Origin of the sequence: Intrasporangium sp. (assembly GCF_051961875.1) — a bacterium.
Classification (GTDB): domain Bacteria; phylum Actinomycetota; class Actinomycetes; order Actinomycetales; family Dermatophilaceae; genus Intrasporangium_A.
In genome coordinates this window covers 19,056-35,404 of the sequence record NZ_JBQCCV010000019.1, presented here as the reverse complement: position 1 = coordinate 35,404, position 16,349 = coordinate 19,056, and the positions used below count along the sequence as shown (strand labels likewise).

At 71.6% G+C, this 16,349-nt stretch carries 19 protein-coding genes; all 19 read left to right on the top strand.

Going from position 1 to position 16,349, the window contains the following annotated elements; translation table 11 throughout:
- The first annotated feature begins 44 nt into the window (after nt 1-44).
- Nucleotides 45-1,352: a FliI/YscN family ATPase gene (locus ACTHJJ_RS01165; RefSeq protein WP_440301109.1), complete on the top strand. Its 1,308-nt coding sequence runs from the start codon at nt 45-47 to the stop codon at nt 1,350-1,352.
- Entirely contained in the window at nt 1,349-1,786 is a 438-nt protein-coding gene (locus tag ACTHJJ_RS01160) for a flagellar FliJ family protein (RefSeq protein WP_440301106.1), read from the top strand. Before ACTHJJ_RS01165 ends, ACTHJJ_RS01160 begins: the two co-directional genes overlap by 4 nt.
- A complete protein-coding gene (locus ACTHJJ_RS01155) occupies nt 1,783-2,847 on the top strand; it encodes a C40 family peptidase (RefSeq protein ID WP_440301105.1) in 1,065 nt (354 codons plus the stop codon). Before ACTHJJ_RS01160 ends, ACTHJJ_RS01155 begins: the two co-directional genes overlap by 4 nt.
- A gap of 698 nt (nt 2,848-3,545) precedes the next feature.
- The gene (locus ACTHJJ_RS01150; protein WP_440301104.1) at nt 3,546-4,100 is read left to right on the top strand and encodes a flagellar hook-length control protein FliK; all 555 of its coding nucleotides are present in this window, start codon (nt 3,546-3,548) and stop codon (nt 4,098-4,100) included.
- 12 nt (nt 4,101-4,112) lie between these two features.
- Nucleotides 4,113-4,541: a flagellar hook assembly protein FlgD gene (locus ACTHJJ_RS01145; RefSeq protein ID WP_440301103.1), complete on the top strand. Its 429-nt coding sequence runs from the start codon at nt 4,113-4,115 to the stop codon at nt 4,539-4,541.
- Nucleotides 4,542-4,581: 40 nt separating this feature from the next.
- A complete protein-coding gene (locus ACTHJJ_RS01140) occupies nt 4,582-5,769 on the top strand; it encodes a flagellar hook protein FlgE (protein ID WP_440301102.1) in 1,188 nt (395 codons plus the stop codon).
- An 80-nt stretch (nt 5,770-5,849) separates the two neighbouring features.
- Nucleotides 5,850-6,146, top strand: coding sequence for a flagellar FlbD family protein (locus ACTHJJ_RS01135; protein WP_440301101.1), 297 nt, complete (start codon nt 5,850-5,852; stop codon nt 6,144-6,146).
- Between the two features lie 12 nt (nt 6,147-6,158).
- Nucleotides 6,159-6,959: a motility protein A gene (locus tag ACTHJJ_RS01130; RefSeq protein WP_440301100.1), complete on the top strand. Its 801-nt coding sequence runs from the start codon at nt 6,159-6,161 to the stop codon at nt 6,957-6,959.
- Complete coding sequence (locus tag ACTHJJ_RS01125; RefSeq protein ID WP_440301099.1) at nt 6,956-7,753, top strand: OmpA/MotB family protein; 798 nt, start codon at nt 6,956-6,958, stop codon at nt 7,751-7,753. The genes ACTHJJ_RS01130 and ACTHJJ_RS01125 overlap by 4 nt, the downstream gene beginning before the upstream one ends.
- Nucleotides 7,754-7,794: 41 nt before the next feature.
- The gene (locus tag ACTHJJ_RS01120; protein WP_440301098.1) at nt 7,795-8,775 is read left to right on the top strand and encodes a flagellar motor switch protein FliM; all 981 of its coding nucleotides are present in this window, start codon (nt 7,795-7,797) and stop codon (nt 8,773-8,775) included.
- Nucleotides 8,772-9,494 (top strand): flagellar motor switch protein FliN, encoded by a 723-nt coding sequence (gene fliN, locus ACTHJJ_RS01115; RefSeq protein ID WP_440301097.1) that lies wholly within the window; start codon nt 8,772-8,774, stop codon nt 9,492-9,494. Before ACTHJJ_RS01120 ends, fliN begins: the two co-directional genes overlap by 4 nt.
- Nucleotides 9,495-10,001, top strand: a complete 507-nt coding sequence (locus tag ACTHJJ_RS01110) for a FliO/MopB family protein (protein ID WP_440301096.1) — start codon at nt 9,495-9,497, stop codon at nt 9,999-10,001.
- Nucleotides 10,002-10,057: 56 nt separating this feature from the next.
- Nucleotides 10,058-10,897: a flagellar type III secretion system pore protein FliP gene (gene fliP, locus ACTHJJ_RS01105; protein ID WP_440301108.1), complete on the top strand. Its 840-nt coding sequence runs from the start codon at nt 10,058-10,060 to the stop codon at nt 10,895-10,897.
- The gene (fliQ, locus tag ACTHJJ_RS01100; protein ID WP_440301095.1) at nt 10,894-11,169 is read left to right on the top strand and encodes a flagellar biosynthesis protein FliQ; all 276 of its coding nucleotides are present in this window, start codon (nt 10,894-10,896) and stop codon (nt 11,167-11,169) included. The genes fliP and fliQ overlap by 4 nt, the downstream gene beginning before the upstream one ends.
- A gap of 8 nt (nt 11,170-11,177) precedes the next feature.
- Nucleotides 11,178-11,936 carry a flagellar biosynthetic protein FliR gene (locus ACTHJJ_RS01095; RefSeq protein ID WP_440301094.1) on the top strand — a complete coding sequence of 253 codons (759 nt, stop codon included), beginning with the start codon at nt 11,178-11,180 and terminating at the stop codon, nt 11,934-11,936.
- Nucleotides 11,936-13,045 carry an EscU/YscU/HrcU family type III secretion system export apparatus switch protein gene (locus tag ACTHJJ_RS01090; RefSeq protein ID WP_440301093.1) on the top strand — a complete coding sequence of 370 codons (1,110 nt, stop codon included), beginning with the start codon at nt 11,936-11,938 and terminating at the stop codon, nt 13,043-13,045. Before ACTHJJ_RS01095 ends, ACTHJJ_RS01090 begins: the two co-directional genes overlap by 1 nt.
- Entirely contained in the window at nt 13,042-15,087 is a 2,046-nt protein-coding gene (locus tag ACTHJJ_RS01085; RefSeq protein WP_440301092.1) for a flagellar biosynthesis protein FlhA, read from the top strand. The genes ACTHJJ_RS01090 and ACTHJJ_RS01085 overlap by 4 nt, the downstream gene beginning before the upstream one ends.
- Nucleotides 15,065-15,958, top strand: coding sequence for a hypothetical protein (locus ACTHJJ_RS01080; protein ID WP_440301091.1), 894 nt, complete (start codon nt 15,065-15,067; stop codon nt 15,956-15,958). Before ACTHJJ_RS01085 ends, ACTHJJ_RS01080 begins: the two co-directional genes overlap by 23 nt.
- Nucleotides 15,959-16,006: 48 nt before the next feature.
- Nucleotides 16,007-16,270, top strand: a complete 264-nt coding sequence (locus tag ACTHJJ_RS01075) for a carbon storage regulator (RefSeq protein ID WP_440301090.1) — start codon at nt 16,007-16,009, stop codon at nt 16,268-16,270.
- Nucleotides 16,271-16,349: the final 79 nt, after the last annotated feature.

Sequence of the window (16,349 nt, the reverse complement as noted above, 5' to 3'; positions counted from 1 at the left end):
ACGGCCCTCGCTCGTGCCACCGCAGCCCTGACCGGGGACGAGTCGTGAAGGGCCTCGCGGAGGCGCTTGCGGCCGCGGCTCCGGAGCGGATCGGGACGGTAACGTCCGTGCGAGGCCTCGGGCTCGAGGTGGCCGGGCTGCCCTGCGCGCTCGGTGACCTCGTCGAGGTCAGGTCCGACGGCGCCGTCGTCACCCGCGCGGAGGTCGTCGCCTCTTCGCAGGGCACGCTCTCCTGTATGCCGCTCGGCCCGCTCGAGGGGCTGCGCACGGGCCAGCCGGTCCGCGCCGTTCGCGGCCGGCTCCGCGTCCCGACCGGCCCGGCTCTGTGCGGGCGTGTCCTGGACGGGCTCGGTCGGCCCATCGACGGCGGCGGCCCTCTCGCCGCCCCGCGCACCTCCAGCGGGGGAGCCGCGCCACGGGCGATGGAGCGCGCGCGGATCGACACACCTCTCGCCACGGGCGTGCGCGCGCTCGACACCCTGGTCACCCTCGGGCGGGGGCAGCGGATGGGCCTGTTCGCGGGTTCGGGCGTCGGCAAGTCCTCGCTGCTGTCGATGATCGCTCGGGGGACCGAGGCCGAGGTCTCGGTCATCGCACTGGTCGGCGAACGCGGCCGTGAGGTGAGGGAGTTCATCGAGGACGACCTCGGACCGGAGGGCCTGGCCCGCTCGGTCGTCGTCGTCGCCACCTCGGACGAGCCCGCTCTCATGCGCCTCCACGCGGCCGACACCGCCACGCGCATCGCCGAGTCCTTCCGCGAGCAGGGCGCCCACGCCCTGCTGATGATGGACTCGCTGACCCGGGTCGCCATGGCCCAGCGCGAGATCGGGCTCTCCGCCGGTGAGCCCCCCGCGACCCGCGGCTACCCGCCGTCGGCGTTCGCCCTCCTCGCGCGGCTCCTCGAACGGGCCGGAACCGCGCGGACCGGGTCGGTCACCGGCCTCTACACCGTCCTCGTCGACGGGGACGACCACAATGAGCCCGTCGCCGACGCGGCCCGTTCGATCCTCGACGGGCACGTCGTGCTCGACCGGAAGCTGGCGGTGATGGGCCACTACCCACCCATCGACGTCCTCGCCTCCATCTCCCGTGTCGCCACGAAGGTCAACCCAGCGGAGAAGAGCGCCCAGGCGGGGGTCCTGCGCAGGGTCCTCGCCGCGCGCCGGGCGGCGCAGGACCTCATCGACGTCGGGGCCTACACCCGGGGAGCGAACCCCCTCGTCGACGCGGCCCTCGACCACGCCGCCGAGATCGAGGCGTTCCTCACCCAGCGACTCGACGACCGCACCGCCGCTGCGGACGCCTGGGCCGCACTCACCCGTCTCGCGACGAGTCTCGGAGGGCCACAATGACCGCCTCGTTCCCTCTCGCCGGACTGCTCCGGCTGCGCCGCCTCGAGGAGGACCGTGCCGGTGCCCGGTTGGGCGCCCGGACCACCCGGCACGCGGCGCTCGCCGCTCACGAGAGCCGCACGCGAGCCGACGCGGAACAGATCCCCACGGACATCGACAGCATGGCCGCGCTCCAGGCCGTCGCCGCCGCCCGCGCCTCGTCGCTCAGCATGCTCGGTGAGCTGCAGGCGCTCACCGCGGCCGCGCAGGTCGAGCGCGAGGCAGCCGAGCGTGAGTTCGTCGTGGCCCGGGCCCGCACCGTCGGGCTCGAGAAGCTCGAGGCGCGGCACGCGGCCGCGGCAATGGCGGCCGAGCTCGCTGGCGAGCAGGCCGTCCTCGACGAGCTCGGCGGGGTCGCCCACCACCGCGCGAGAGCCGAGGGGGAGGGCCCGTGAGCCTCGTCGAGTCGCTGGGCCGGGTCCAGCAGATCCAGAGCACGCTCGAGCGGTTCGACCCGACGCTGCGGGCCGGCTCCACGGCATACGGGACGGTTCGGGGCAGCGGCAATGCGACGCGAGGCGCGGGCGCGTTCGCGGACACGCTCGCCGGCGTCCTCGGCGCGGGCGGGTCGACCGGCGTCGACACGGCGCAGAACGGCCCCGGCGTGACGGGGGAGCAGGTCGCCGCCGCGGCACAGCGGTACGTCGGCGTGCCATACGTCTGGGGCGGCACCGACCCGAGCACCGGAATGGACTGCTCCGGTTTCGTCCAGCGCGTCCACGCCGACCTCGGCATCGACCTGCCGCGGGTCGTGCGGGACCAGATGACGAGGGGGGCGCCGGTCGCCTCCCTCGCCGAGGCCCGGCCCGGGGACCTCCTCGTGAGCCATGGCGGCGACCACATCTCCATCTACCTCGGGGGAGGCAAGGCGATCGACGCCCCGAGGCCCGGCCAGACGATCCAGGTCAGGGACGCCTGGGAGAAGGACTCGAACCTCACCGCGATCCGCCGGATCGTGCCGGACCCGGTGAGCGGCGCGACTGGTGCCGCTCCGGTCGGCACGGCCGCCAGGCTCGACGCCACCCAACGGCGCTATGCGCAGGCCATCGTCGACGAGGTCCGCGCCCGCGGCCTGCCGGCGCAGGCCGCGGTCAACGCGATCTCGACGGCCCTGCAGGAGTCGTCGCTGCGGATGTACTGGAACCCCAAGGTCCCGGGCTCGGAGGCGCTCGCGCCGGACAAGTCCGCGGTGGGCACCGACGGCTACTCGGTGGGCCTGTTCCAGCAGCAGGTCAACGGCTCGAGGTTCTCGTGGGGCACCGTCGCCGACGCGATGGACCCGCGCACCTCCACACGGATGTTCCTCGACCAGCTCACCGCGATCCCGGGCTGGCAGACCATGCCCGTGGCCGCCGCGGACCAGGCCGTCCAGCGCTCCGCCCACCCCGACGCGTACGCCAAGTGGGAGACAACCGCGCGACAGATCGTCGCCGAGATGTATGGCGGAGGTGCCTGATGCCGGTGACCGTATCGACCGGATCTCCTTTCGTGGCAGCGGCTCTGGGCGGTCTGGCGACGGGAGCGTCGCCGTCCGCCGGGCTGCTGGACGGCGCCGACCCAGGTGACTTCGCGGCCGCGCTCGCGACGCTCCAAGACGAACTCGGGGGCGCACCCGTGCCGGACGACGGCAAACCCGAGGACGCATCCACGCCATCGCCCGGCCGGCAGAGCAAGCCGGCACCCTCTCAAGTCGACAGTGCACCTTTCCCGATCGACAGTGCACCTTTCCCGATCGAGAGTGCGGTGCCTCGGATCAAGAGTCCCGCGTCGGGAGGCGGCAGCACGGACTCCCCAGTCGAAGACGGAATCCCGGCGATCGAGAGTGCAGCTTTTCCGTTCGACCATGCGCTTCTTCCCATCGAGAGCCCGGCTCTGCCCATGGACCGTGCAGAAGTGCGAGCGGCTGCTACGAGCGCCGTTCCAGAGGTCGGAAATGCACTCTCGACCCAGAAAAGTGAACTTTCGATCGAGAATGCTGCCCTCTCGATCGGGAAAGGTGAACTGTCGATTGGGGGAGTCGGCGCGGGGGCTGCTGGGCTCCCCGCAGGCACCGGCGGGGTGACCACCGGCGCCCCGGCGGTGGCCGCCGATGTGGCGACCGCCACCCCGTCCTCCCGCCCGGTAGGCGCGCCGCCCCCGGCAGAGGAGCCGCGAATGGCGCCTCCGGTCCGGGAGGGGACCCAGCCCGCCGCGCCACTGCAGGGCCCCGTCGCACCTGCGGCACTCGCGGGGCCGAGCGGTCCGGCGCCGGTCGCCGCTGGGGCCACGCAGCCGGGCTTCGCCGCGCAGCTGGCCCGGCCGATGATCAGCCTCGCTGCCGGGCCGCCCGGGGAGCACGTCGTCACCGTTCGGGTCACGCCGGAGAACCTGGGGCCCCTCACCGTGCGCGCCCACATCGGGTCCGACGGCGTGCGGATCGAGCTGTTCGCGCCCACCGACGTCGGGCGTGCCGCCGTGCACGCCGTCCTGCCGGACCTTCGGCGGGACCTCGCGGGCACCGGCCTCGAGGCGAGCCTCGACCTGTCCGACCGCGGCGCCCCGCCCCACGACCCGGCGACGCCCGAGGATGCGGGCCACCGTGGACCGGGTGGGAGGCGCGACGACATGCCTGCCGGCGGCTCCGGCGCGGCCCCGGCGGCCCTCCGGACCCCGGCCCCGGCGCACCTGCCGTCCCTCATCCCATCCGCCCGTCTCGACGTCCTCGCCTAGGAAGGGGAACCCATGCCAACGAATCCGGTCGGCGCAGTCGGGTCGACGGGCCTGACCTCGCCCGCTCCGGTCCGCCAACCCAAGCAGGTCATGGACTCCTCGGTGTTCATGAACCTGCTCGTCACCCAGCTGCAGAACCAGGACCCGAGCTCGCCAATGGACACCAACGCGATGATCGAGCAGACCACGCAGCTGGCCATGATGGAAAAGCTCACCCAGATGGCGTCCGACAGCGCGCAGGGCCTCACCGTCCAGCAGCGCGCCGCCGCCGCCGGCCTGATCGGCAAGGCGGTCACGTACCTCGCTGCCGATGGCACCCAGGCGACGGGCACGGCCAGCGCCGTGTCCTACAAGGGCCCCACCCCGATGGTGACGATCGGCGATGCAGCCATCCCCCTCGATGCGATCACCGGGATCACCGGCGCCCCCACCGGCAGCTGAACCTCTCCACCCGTCCACCGCCTCCAGAAAGGCAGCCACCATGCTTCGCTCGCTCTACTCCGGCATCTCGGGCCTGCGCGCCCACCAGACCATGCTCGACGTCACCGGCAACAACATCGCCAACGTCAACACGGCAGGATTCAAGGGTTCCTCCACCCAGTTCCAGGACACCCTCTCGCAGCTCACCCAGGCAGCCTCGGGACCGCAGCCCGCGGCGGGCGGCACGAACCCGGCCCAGATCGGCCTCGGTGTCCGCGTCGCCGCAGTGACGACGAACTTCACCCAGGGCTCTGCCCAGACGACCGGCAAGGCCACGGACATGATGATCTCCGGCGACGGGTTCTTCATCACGAGCCGGGGCGGCCAGCAGCTCTACACGCGCGCCGGGGCCTTCGGCTTCGACGCCGACGGCCGCCTGGTCGGCCCGGACGGTGGGATCCTGCAGGGCTGGAGCGCCGACCAGTTCGGCAAGGTCAACACGGGCGGCCCCCTGGGGGATCTCGTCCTCTCACCGACCACGACGATCCCCGCGGCGGCCACGACGAAGGTCGGTTTCGAGGGCAACCTCCCGTCGGACGCGAAGGACGGCGACACCCTCACCCGAGAGATCGAGGTCTTCGATGCGACCGGCTCCGTCCGAAAGTTCACGCTGACGTTCACCGCCACCGCGACACCTGGAAGCTGGAACGTGACGGCCACCGACTCCAAGGGACCGACGACGGGCACGACAACCCTTACCTACACCGACGGGAAGCTGAGCTCGGGGACACCGTCTCTGACCGTCGGGAGCATCACCGTCGGCCTCAATGCCCTGACGGGCTATGCCGGACTGACCACGGTCGCCGCTACGAGCCGGGATGGCTCGGCGGCCGGTACGCTCGAGGCCTTCGGGCTGCAGCCGGACGGGTCCCTCGTCGGCTCGTTCAGTAACGGGGTCAAGCAGGTTGTCGGCCGGATCGCGCTCGCCCGGTTCACCAACCCGGAGGGCCTCGAGAAGGCGGGCCAGTCGGCCTACACCGGCACCGCGAACTCCGGCACCGCGCAGATCGGAGCGGCGGGCGACCCCGGTTTCGGCAGCCTCGCCAGCGGCGCGCTCGAGATGAGCAACGTCGACCTGTCCCAGGAGTTCACGAACCTGATCGTCGCCCAGCGCGGCTTCCAGGCGAACGCGCGCATCATCACCTCGTCCGACCAGGTGCTCCAGGAGCTCGTCGACCTGAAGCGCTGACCTTACGTCGCGTCGGGGGCCGCCGATAGTAGGGGGCGGAGGCACTGAGCAGCCCCGCCCCCTAACAGAGAAACGGCCCCATGATCGTTGTCACCCGACTCAACGGGTCGCGCTTTGCAGTCAACGCCGACCTCATCGAGCGCATCCAGGAGAACCCGGACACGACGCTCGTGATGGTCGGCGGCGCGACCTACGTGGTGCGGGAGAGCCTCGCGGCCGTCATTTCGCTCATCGCCGATTTCCGCGCCCTCGTGCTCGCCGGCGCGCGGGACCGGACGGCAGGGGAGGGACCACAGCTCAGCGTCCTCCGGGGGGACGCCGACGACCTCGATCGCGGGCCTGGTGCGGCGACGCGCCTGCGCCCCACGGAGCGTTAGGAGCGCTGCCCCATGGATCCCTCACTCATCATCGGCCTCGTGCTGGCCTTCGCCTCGGTCGCCGCTCTCGTGACGCTCGAGGGAGCCAGCGTCGCCGCCCTCATCCTGCCCCCGCCGATGATCCTCGTCTTCGGCGCCACGATCGCCGTCGGCCTCGCGGGCAACACCCTCAAGGACACCCTGAACGCCTTCCGGGCCGTGCCCAGGGCCTTCCTCGGCCGCGCGCCGAAACCGCAGGAGAGCATCGAGCGGATCATCGGGCTGGCCGAGAAGGCCCGCGCCGAGGGGCTGCTCGCGTTGGAGGCCGAGGCGACCGACAGCAAGGACCCCTTCCTCTCACGTGCGCTCCAGAACGTCGCCGACGGCACGGACCCCGAGGAGCTGCGCATCCTCATGGAGGACGAGATCGCCACGAAGTCCCGTGCGGACCACGCGAACTCGAAGTTCTTCGCTGCGCTGGGCGGCTACGCCCCGACCATGGGCATCGTTGGGACGGTCGTCTCCCTCACGCACGTCCTCGAGAACCTCTCGGATCCGTCCTCACTCGGTCCGATGATCGCGAGCGCCTTCGTGGCGACACTGTGGGGGCTGCTGTCGGCCAACTTCATCTGGCTGCCCCTCTCCGCCCGGATCGCACGCCTCTCGGAGCTCGAGATCGAGCGGATGAACCTCGTCATGGAGGGCGTCCTCGCGGTGCAGAGTGGCGCCCAGCCCATGCTGCTCGCGGACCGCCTGCGCGCCATGGTGCCCGAGCACGAGGTCAAGGGCGGCGGACGGGCGGACGCGAAGGAGAAGGTGAGGGCCGCCGCATGACGCGCCGGCGCCGGCCGCGCCGTGAGCCCGAGCCCTTCCACGTCGACGAACGCTGGGCCGTGTCCTACATGGACATGATCACGGTCCTGTTCTGCCTCTTCGTGGTCCTCTATGCCATGTCGTCGGTGGACCAGGAGCGGTTCGAGAAGCTCCGCAACTCTCTCGCGACCGGTTTCGGGGCGTCGGTGTCGCAGACCGTCGACACGGCCGAGGGGACCGTCGTCCCTCCCGCGCTCGCGAACAAGGACGATGAGGGGTTCGCCCCCCTGGCTCTGGCCGTCAAGGAGGTGGAGCGCCTCACCGCGGTGATGAAGGAGATGGATCAGCGGCTCGCGGCACAGGGCCTGAACCATGACGTGCAGTTCCACATCGACCAACGCGGACTCACCGTCCGGCTCATCGGTTCGCAGACCTTCTTCAGTCCCGACAGCTCGGCGCTCACCGCGCGCGCCAACCGGATCCTCACGACCATCACCCCCGTCATCGTGCGCACCCGGCTGCAGGTCTCGGTCGAGGGGCACGCGGCGAACCTCATCACGGCATACCCCTCGGTGTGGGAGCTCTCCGCGGAGCGGGCGACCAAGGTCGCGCGGGTGATGGTCGAGCGGGGCGGCCTGCCGGGGGAGCGGATCGGCGCCACCGGCTACGGGTCGTCGCGACCCGCCCGCAAGGGCACGAGCGACGCCGACTACCGGCAGAACCGGCGCGTCGACATCGTCGTGCTGTCAGACCAGCCGGAGCAGGTCCGCGTGCTCATCCCAGAGGCGCTCAAGGCGCAGGCGCGGAGACCATAGGCCGCCTTACCGCCCTGCCGGCCCTGCCGATAGTCAGGGACGTGACTGTGCAGGACCTCGGCGCTCCCGAACGCAGGGTGGTCGAGCCCTATGACTTCCGGCGTCCCACCACGCTGGCGCGCGAGCACAGCCGCATCCTCGAGGCGGCCTTCGACTCGTTCGCCCGCCAGTGGGGGACCCAGCTCACCGCGAAGGTCCGCGCGAAGTCCACCGCCACCACCGAGTCGGTCATCGTGCAGACGTATGACGAGTACGTCGCTTCCCTGCCGACGGTGACGTGCATGGTCCGCTGCGTCCTCGACGCCACCGCCGCGAAGATGGTCGTCCAGTTCCCCACCCCGGCGGCGCTGGGCTGGATCGCCCGGATGCTGGGTGGGCACTCCGACAAGCCAGGGCTGGAGCGGAAGTTCACCCCGATCGAGAACGCTCTCGTCAAGGCCCTCATCGACGAAGCGCTCGACGTCCTCGTCTACTCCCTGGGCCCGCTCCTGCCCGAGGAGCCGCGGGTGGAGTCGATCCAGCACAACTCCCAGTTCGCCCAGGCCGCGGCGACGTCGGACCTCATGGTCGTCGTCACCTTCACCTTGCAGGTGGGGGAGACGACCTCGGTCATGACGCTGGCGATCCCCGCGGACACCCTCCTGCCGCAGCTGGGAGCGGTCAACCCGATGGCCAGCAGCGACAACGCCGCCGAGCTCGTCGGCCACCAGATCGGCGAAGTGCCCGTGGACGTCGCCGTCCGGCTGCTGCCGACCGCCGTGACCCCTGAGCAGGTCCTCAGCCTCCGGGTCGGCGACGTCCTCCCTCTGCCGCACCACTCGCGGGAGCCGTTCCGGGTCACCGTGGGCGGGCTCGAGCTCGCACGAGCGATGGTGGTCCGCACCGGCACCCGCGCGGCCGCCCAGATCGTGTCCCTCACACCGGCACCACCTGACGGCGATCCGCCCGGCCGGTCCACCCCGGCACGCGCCGTCCCAGCCCTTACCGATCCATCTGCCCCGAGCCAGGAGAGCCGTCCGTGAGCACTGCAGCCCTCGCCGCCGCCGAACACCTCGCCGCGTCCCTTCCCGTCCCCGGCCTTCGCGTGCTCGGTGAGGTGGGCGCCGAGGTCGTGGCCGGGCGGTCGCCCGCCGCGGTCGTCGCGGCGTCCCTGGTCGGCCCTCAGCCGGCAGACCTCGTGCTCGTCGTGCTGGACCTCGCATTCGTGGCCGAGGCCGGTGGCGGCCCGGACGCCCGCGCCACAGCGGTGCTGCGCCCGGCTCTTGAACGTGCCGCGGCCGCGCTCGGTGAGGGCGTGCTCTCCGAACTGGTCGAGGGAGACCCTGCGGGCGTTCTCGCGGGCAGTGGGGGCGCGGGCCACGACGGCAACGCCGCCGGCTGGACGGCCGTCTTCGAGATCTCGGACGGGATCGCCCCGTTTGGCTGGTTCGCGGTGCGCCGAGGCGTGGCCGGGGCACCGGCTTCGGCGCCGGCCGCTGGCGCGTCCTTCGCCGGGCGCCTGCGGCGGATCCAGGACGTGGAGATGGCGCTCACGGTCGAGATCGGCCGGACCCGGATGAGCGTCCGAGAGGCCTTGTCGATGGAACCGGGCACGGTCGTCGAGCTCGACCGTTCGGCCGGGGCGCCGGTCGATGTGCTGCTCAACGGGCGCCGGATCGCGCTGGGCGAGGTGGTCGTCGTCGACCAGGACTACGCCGTCCGCATCTCGAGGATCCTCGACGCCGCCGAGGCCCGGCTCTGAATGGACTCGCTGATCCTGGGCCTGCGGGTTCTTCTCTCACTTGGGGCGGTCTTCGGCCTCATGTGGCTGGCCTACCGTCGCGTCCGCAACGGGAGCCCGGCGGCGAAGGCCCGGTCGCTCAGCGTCGTGGCCCGGCAGACGGTGGGCCCGAAGGCCTCGGTGGTCCTCCTCGACACGGACGGGAAGCGGTTCCTGCTCGGTGTCACCGAACACGGCATCAACGTCCTGCACACCGGGGAGACCCCGGCAGCGGAACCGGTCGCGTCGCTGCCGCATGAGGCCGCGTCGCTGCGTCACGAGGCGGAGGCGGAGCTGATCCCGCTGCCGGTCGGGCCGGGCGGCGAGCTGCCCACCCGGCGCGCCATCCGGCAGGCGTCCTTCGAGGCGGAGCTCGCGTCTCGTCGGCGTAGCGTCGGCCTGCTCGGCTCCCCGACGAGCGGTTCGATCCTCGACCCGGGCACGTGGCGGCTCGCGGCGGGGACGCTCAGGGCCGGCTGGCGACCGTGATCGCGGCCGGGGGGACTGCGGCATACCGTCGTGGCCACGGGGCGCGCCGCGTCCTCATGCTCGCGGCGCTCGTGCTCCTCGCCGCGGGGGTGATGCTGGTCGCCGCCGCGTCGGCGGGCCACGCCGCCGAGCTTCGCGCGCAGGCCGCCTCGCTCACCCACCTCGGCCCCATGCTGCCCGCGGACCCGACGACGCCCGCCGACCCGGGCGCGGACGGCGGCGGAGGCATCAACCTGCAGATCAACGCGCCGGACAACGCGCCCTCGTCGGCGGTCGTGACCCTCATCGGGATCACCCTGCTCTCGGTCGCTCCCGCGCTGCTGCTCATGATGTCGTCGTTCACGAAGATCTTCGTGGTGCTGGCCATGACCCGCAACGCCCTCGGGCTCGCCTCGGTGCCGCCGAACCAGGTCCTCGCGGGCCTGACCCTGTTCCTCTCGGTGTTCATCATGTGGCCCGTCCTCACCGACGTGAACACGCTGGCCGTCCAGCCCTATCTCGGCGGCCACATCGACTTCGGGCAGGCCCTGAGCGCGGCCGCGGACCCGCTCTCGCACTTCATGCTCGCCCACACCCGTCAGGAGGACATCGCGCTCATGTCCCGGGCGGCGGGGATCGACAATCCGGCCACCCCCGAATCCACCCCGCTGCAGACGCTCATCCCGGCGTTCATGATCTCCGAGCTCCGGGCCGCGTTCATCATCGGGTTCGTCATCTTCATCCCGTTCCTGATCATCGACCTCGTCGTGTCCGCGGCGCTGATGTCGATGGGCATGATGATGCTCCCGCCGGTCATGATCTCGCTGCCGTTCAAGATCCTGCTCTTCATCCTCGTGGACGGCTGGGGCCTCATCATCACCGCGCTCATCCAGAGCTACCAGGGCGGTCCGACATGAACACCTCGGCCGTCCTGGACATCCTGCTCCAGGGCCTCGAGACGGCGGCCAAGCTCGCCGCTCCCGTGCTCCTGACGTCCCTCGTCGTCGGCCTCGCGGTCTCGCTCGTGCAGTCCATCACGCAGCTGCAGGAGGTCACCCTCTCCTTCGTGCCGAAGGCGGTCGGGGTCGCCATCGCGCTCGTCGTCTGCGGGCACTGGATGATCTCCGAGATGGTCGCCTTCACGAGCGACCTCTTCACCCGCATCCCGGGCCTGCTCGGGATGGCGTGAGGACCGGCATGACGATCCCCCTCGACCAGGCGTGGGCCGAGGCCGCCCTGCTCGCGACCGTGCGGATGACGGCGTTCCTCTTCATCGCGCCGCCGTTCGCCCACCGCGCATTCCCGGCCCGGATCAAGGGGATGCTCGGGGTCGGCCTCGGCCTCGCCGTCTCCGCCCGGGCCGGCGCCCACTACGTCCCCACCGATACGGCCCGGTTCGTCACGGGTCTCATCCTCGAGCTGGTCACCGGATTCGCCCTCGGCTTCCTCGTCTACCTCGTGTTCGCCGCCATCCAGTCCGCGGGGTCGCTGATGGACCTCACCGGCGGCTTCCAGATGGCGCAGGGCTACGACCCGCAGAGCATGGTCAACGGAGCGCAGTTCACCCGGCTGATCCAGATGGCCGCCCTGGCGCTCCTCTTCAGCTCGGATGGCTACCAGCTCATCATCGCCGGGCTCGCCGGCACGGTGACCGCCATCCCACTGGGGGGCGGGTTCGACCTGGCCCGTCCGGTCGAGGCGATGACCGGGGCCGTGTCCGGCATGTTCGTCTCGGCGGTCCAGATCGCGGGTCCGCTCATGGCCGTGCTCTTCCTGGCCGACGCCGGCCTCGGGCTGTTGACCCGCGTCGCTCCGGCCCTCAACGCCTTCCAGATGGGCTTCCCGCTGAAGGTGTTCATCTCGCTCGGGCTCGCCGGTGTGATGTTCCTGGCGCTCCCGCGGATCGTCTCCGCGCTCGCCCACGACGGCGCGCGGCTGCTGCTGGGGGTGGGCTGATGGCGGAAGCGCAGGAGCGCACCGAGAAGGCCACCGACAAGCGGATGCGCGAGGTCCGCTCCAAGGGCCAGCTCTCGCGCTCGCAGGACCTGACCGCCTGGCTCGCCGTCGGCCTCGGCGCCGCCATGCTCCCGCTCACCGTCTCGAAGGGCGCCGACGCCGGCGCTGCCCAGGTGTTTGCGGTCACCTCGATCGTCGCCGACCCCGAGCCGGGGAGGGCGCTCGCCGCGCTCACCGACGGTCTCGGCTCCATCACCGGCACGCTGCTGCCGCTCCTCGGCGCCGTCTTCGCGGCCGTGCTCGCCGGCGCGGCCCTCCAGGGCGGTGTCCACCCGAAGCGCTTCGCCCCGTCCTTCAAGCACTTCAACCTGCTTGAGGGCGTCAAGCGGATGTTCGGGCGACAGGCGCTGTGGGGCGGGGTGAAGGCGCTCGCCAAGACCACCGTCGTCGGCATCGTGCTGTGGAACGTCGTGCAGAGCCTCGTCCCGCTCCTCCTCTCGGCGGGGGGCCTGCCGGTGTCGGGCCTGCTCGCGGCGGCCGGTGACGGTGCCGCCTCCCTCCTCCGCTACGCGGTCGCGGCCGGCATCCTGCTCGCGGCAGCGGACGTCGCCGTCGTCATGCGCCGGAACCGCTCGAAGACCCGGATGACCAAGCGCGAGGTCAAGGAGGAGACCAAGACGAGCGAGGGCGACCCGCTGGTGCGGTCGCACCGACGGTCCCGCCAGCTCGCCATGTCGCGCAACCGGATGATCGCCGCTGTGGCCGGCGCCGACGTGGTCCTGGTCAACCCGACCCACGTCGCAGTCGCCCTGAAGTACGAGCCGGGCAAGTCGGCGCCGCGGATCGTGGCCAAGGGTGCCGGGACGGTCGCCGCCCGCATCCGTGAGGAGGCCGAGAAGGAGCGGGTGCCGATGGTCCGGGACGTCCCCCTGGCCCGGGCCCTGCATGCCGCCTGCGACGTCGGACACGAGATCCCGGTCGAGTTCTACACCGCCGTGGCCGGCGTGTTGGCCTTCGTCATGGCCCTCAAGGCCCGTGGCTCCGCGGCCGGGGTCCACACCATCCAGCGCCGGTCCCTCCTGCACCAGAAACAAGGAGCGCTCCCGTGAACCGAGACGTCGCCCGCCTCGCAGTGCCGATCGGCATCGTCGGCATCGTCCTGCTCCTCGTGGTGCCGGTCCCGGCGGCGCTGCTGGACGTGCTCATCGTGTGCAACATCGTCCTGGCGCTCGTCATCCTCCTGACGAGCATGTTCGTCAACCGGCCGCTCGACTTCTCGGTGTTCCCCTCGCTCCTGCTCGTCGCAACGCTTTTCCGGCTCGGCCTCAACGTGGCCTCGACCCGGCTGGTGCTGGGCCAGGGGTATGCCGGGAAGGTGATCGAGGCGTTCGGGCATGTCACCGTCGGAGGCTCCCTCATCATCGGCGGGGTCGTGTTCGTGATCCTGGTCGTCATCCAGTTCGTCGTCGTGACCAAGGGCGCCGAGCGGGTGGCCGAGGTGGGCGCGCGCTTCACCCTCGACGCGATGCCCGGCAAGCAGATGGCCATCGACGCGGACCTCAACGCCGGCCTCATCACCGACGTCGTCGCGCGGGCTCGACGGGCCGAGGTCGCCGCGGAGGCCGACTTCTACGGCGCCATGGACGGGGCCTCGAAGTTCGTCAAGGGCGACGCGATCGCCGGCATCGTGATCATCCTCGTCAACATCGTCGGCGGGATCGGCGTCGGCATGGTGCAGCGCGGCCTTTCTCTGACCGACGCGCTCAACACGTACAGCCTCCTCACGATCGGTGACGGCCTCGTCACCCAGATCCCGGCCCTGCTCATGGCCGTCTCGACGGGCATGATCGTCACGCGCTCCAACGCCGAGGCCGACCTCGGCAAGAGCGCCTCCGTCCAGCTCTCCCAGTCGAGTACCGCGCTGCTCATCGCCGGGACCGCCGCCATCGCGATGGCCCTCATCCCCGGTATGCCGCCCCTGCCGTTCCTCGGCGTCGGCGCCGTCCTCATCCTCGCCTCACGTCGCGTCATCAGGAAGGACGATGCGGGCGCGGCGGCTGTCGGCGGAGCCTCGGCCGAGGACGCGGCCGAGCAGGACCCGAACCAGGCGATCATCGAACGGATGCGGGTGCACCCGCTCGAGATCCTCCTTGCCCACGACCTCGTCGATCTCGTCGGCGGTCCCGCCGACGACCTCCTGGGACGCGTCAAGTCCCTGCGTCATACCGTCGCGATGGACCTCGGTGTCGTCATCCCGCCGGTGCGCCCCCGGGACAGCGCCGACCTCCCCCCGGCGACCTACGCGATACGCGTTGCGGGTGTTGAGGCCGGCCGCGGCGTCGCGCCCAGCGGCAAGCTGCTGGCGCTCGGCGACGCCCTCGACGCGCTTCCCGGCCAGGCCATCATCGAGCCGGTCTTCGGCCTCGCCGGCAAATGGATCCCGGCCGAGATGCGGCACAGCGCCGAGATGACCGGGGCCACCCTCATCGACCGGGTCAGCGTCCTCGTCACGCACCTGTCCTCGATCGTGACGGGGCACGCGGCACGACTCCTCTCCCGAGAGGACGTGCGAGTGCTCACCGAGGGCGTGCGATCCGTGAGCCCCGCCGCCGTCGACGAGCTCACGCCGGCGCTGCTCTCGCTCGCCGAGGTGCACCGCGTGCTGCAGGGACTGCTCGCCGAGCAGGTCCCGATCAACGACCTGACCCGGATCTACGAGGCGCTCACGCTACGCGCCAAGGCCTCGACGGACCCCGAGTCGCTCATCGAGGCCGCGCGCCTCGCGCTCGGCCCGGCGCTCGTGGCGCGCTTCGCCGATGAGAGGCGGCTGTCGGTCATCACCGTCGAGCCCGGGCTCGAGCAGAGCCTCGTGCAGGACCTGCGCCCCGGAGACGGCGGGACGCAGCTCGTCATGGACGCCTCGAAGCTCGACTCGATGCTGTCCTCGCTCAGCGCCGCGGTCGCAGCAGCGGAGGCGGCGGGCAAGGCCCCGGTCCTCGTGTGCGCCCCGATCCTGCGCCCCGCCATCCGCAAGCTCGTGCCCCCACCCCCGGCAGGCGTGCCAGTGCTGTCCTACGCCGAGGTGACCTCGGCGGACGTCAGCATCGAGACGATCGGGGTGGTACGCGTTGGCTCAGCAGTTCCTGCTTAGGGGCAGCTCGCTCGAGCAGCTCGCGCTGGAAGCCACCGAGCTGTATGGCGCGAACGCGCGGATCGTCCGCGCCGAGCGCGTCCTCGACGCCGGCGTTGCCGGGTTCCTCGGGCGTCGGCACCTCGAGGTCACCGTGCAGGTGCCCGACGGTGCCGCCGGTCCGGCCGGGAGCGTCTCCGCCCCCGTGCACGTGCTGGCGGGACGCACCGGCATTGCGGCGCTGCTGGAGAGTGCGGACACCACCGAGGACGACGTGAACCGCACCACCGGGAGCAGAGCCGAGACCCATCGGCCATCGGAGCCGGTGTCGACCGAGTCCGGGTCCTTTGCGGAGCTGTTGGCCCGGCTCGGGGGCGACGTCCGTCCGGGCCTGGTCCCGGCGCCACTGTCCCGTCCCGGGGAGCTGGTCTTGGTCATGGGTCTCGAGGAGACGGCCCGCGACGTGACCGGCTCGATGGCCCGGCAGGCGCCGTCGGACGTCGGCGCCTGGGCGCTCTACAGCGCAGGGGGAGTCCACCTCGGCGGCCGTCCGCATATGGACGGCTGGTGGGACGCGGCCCGTGCTCGCGCCCACGCGGTCGACGAGGGCAGCGCCATCCTCGCTGCCTGCACGCCGGGAGCGGTCCACGACGGCCTCCCGCACCTCGAGACCGCGGCCGTTCTCGGTGCGGACCAGGTGTGGCTCGTCGTCGACGCCCGCCACAAGCCGGACGACACGAGCGAGTGGGTCGACCGCGTCCGCGCGCGGATGGCTGTCGATGCGCTCGCGGTGATCGGTGCCGGCGAGACCCGGTCGGCGGCAACGGTGAACCAGCTCCGGATTCCCATAGGCTGGTTGGACGGACTGCCAGCACCACGGACGGTGCTCTGAGGCGCACTCGCGTGCGCCACACCCGCGACCCCACGGAAGGGACAAATCATGCTCGTACTGACCCGCAAGCCCGGCGAGAAGATCATGATCGGCGACGAGATCGTGATCACGTTCCTCGAGAGCCGCGGCGGGGAGGGCATCCGGATCGGCATCGAGGCCCCCCGGCACCTCACGATCAAGCGTGAGGAGATCTTCGAGGCCGTCGCCGACGCGAACCGCGAGGCGGCCCTGGCGACAGCCGAAGACGTGCTCCGGGGGCTGCTGGGTGACTCGCCGGGCCTCCCGCCGGAAACGCACGCAACCGAGAGTTAAGGCCGCGCTCCTACCCCGTCGCGCGCAGTGGGAAACACACCGCGACGTGAATCTGCCAAATTGGCAGGTAAACCGGACA

Excerpts from the sequence above, each read along its gene's own strand:
- ACTHJJ_RS01160 (WP_440301106.1), top strand. The coding sequence starts at position 1,349 with ATGACCGCCTCGTTCCCTCTCGCCGGACTGCTCCGGCTGCGCCGCCTC.
- ACTHJJ_RS01150 (WP_440301104.1), top strand. The coding sequence starts at position 3,546 with ATGGCGCCTCCGGTCCGGGAGGGGACCCAGCCCGCCGCGCCACTGCAG.
- ACTHJJ_RS01145 (WP_440301103.1), top strand. The coding sequence starts at position 4,113 with ATGCCAACGAATCCGGTCGGCGCAGTCGGGTCGACGGGCCTGACCTCG.
- ACTHJJ_RS01140 (WP_440301102.1), top strand. The coding sequence starts at position 4,582 with ATGCTTCGCTCGCTCTACTCCGGCATCTCGGGCCTGCGCGCCCACCAG.
- ACTHJJ_RS01135 (WP_440301101.1), top strand. The coding sequence starts at position 5,850 with ATGATCGTTGTCACCCGACTCAACGGGTCGCGCTTTGCAGTCAACGCC.
- ACTHJJ_RS01130 (WP_440301100.1), top strand. The coding sequence starts at position 6,159 with ATGGATCCCTCACTCATCATCGGCCTCGTGCTGGCCTTCGCCTCGGTC.
- ACTHJJ_RS01125 (WP_440301099.1), top strand. The coding sequence starts at position 6,956 with ATGACGCGCCGGCGCCGGCCGCGCCGTGAGCCCGAGCCCTTCCACGTC.
- ACTHJJ_RS01110 (WP_440301096.1), top strand. The coding sequence starts at position 9,495 with ATGGACTCGCTGATCCTGGGCCTGCGGGTTCTTCTCTCACTTGGGGCG.
- fliP (WP_440301108.1), top strand. The coding sequence starts at position 10,058 with ATGCTCGCGGCGCTCGTGCTCCTCGCCGCGGGGGTGATGCTGGTCGCC.
- fliQ (WP_440301095.1), top strand. The coding sequence starts at position 10,894 with ATGAACACCTCGGCCGTCCTGGACATCCTGCTCCAGGGCCTCGAGACG.
- ACTHJJ_RS01095 (WP_440301094.1), top strand. The coding sequence starts at position 11,178 with ATGACGATCCCCCTCGACCAGGCGTGGGCCGAGGCCGCCCTGCTCGCG.
- ACTHJJ_RS01090 (WP_440301093.1), top strand. The coding sequence starts at position 11,936 with ATGGCGGAAGCGCAGGAGCGCACCGAGAAGGCCACCGACAAGCGGATG.
- ACTHJJ_RS01075 (WP_440301090.1), top strand. The coding sequence starts at position 16,007 with ATGCTCGTACTGACCCGCAAGCCCGGCGAGAAGATCATGATCGGCGAC.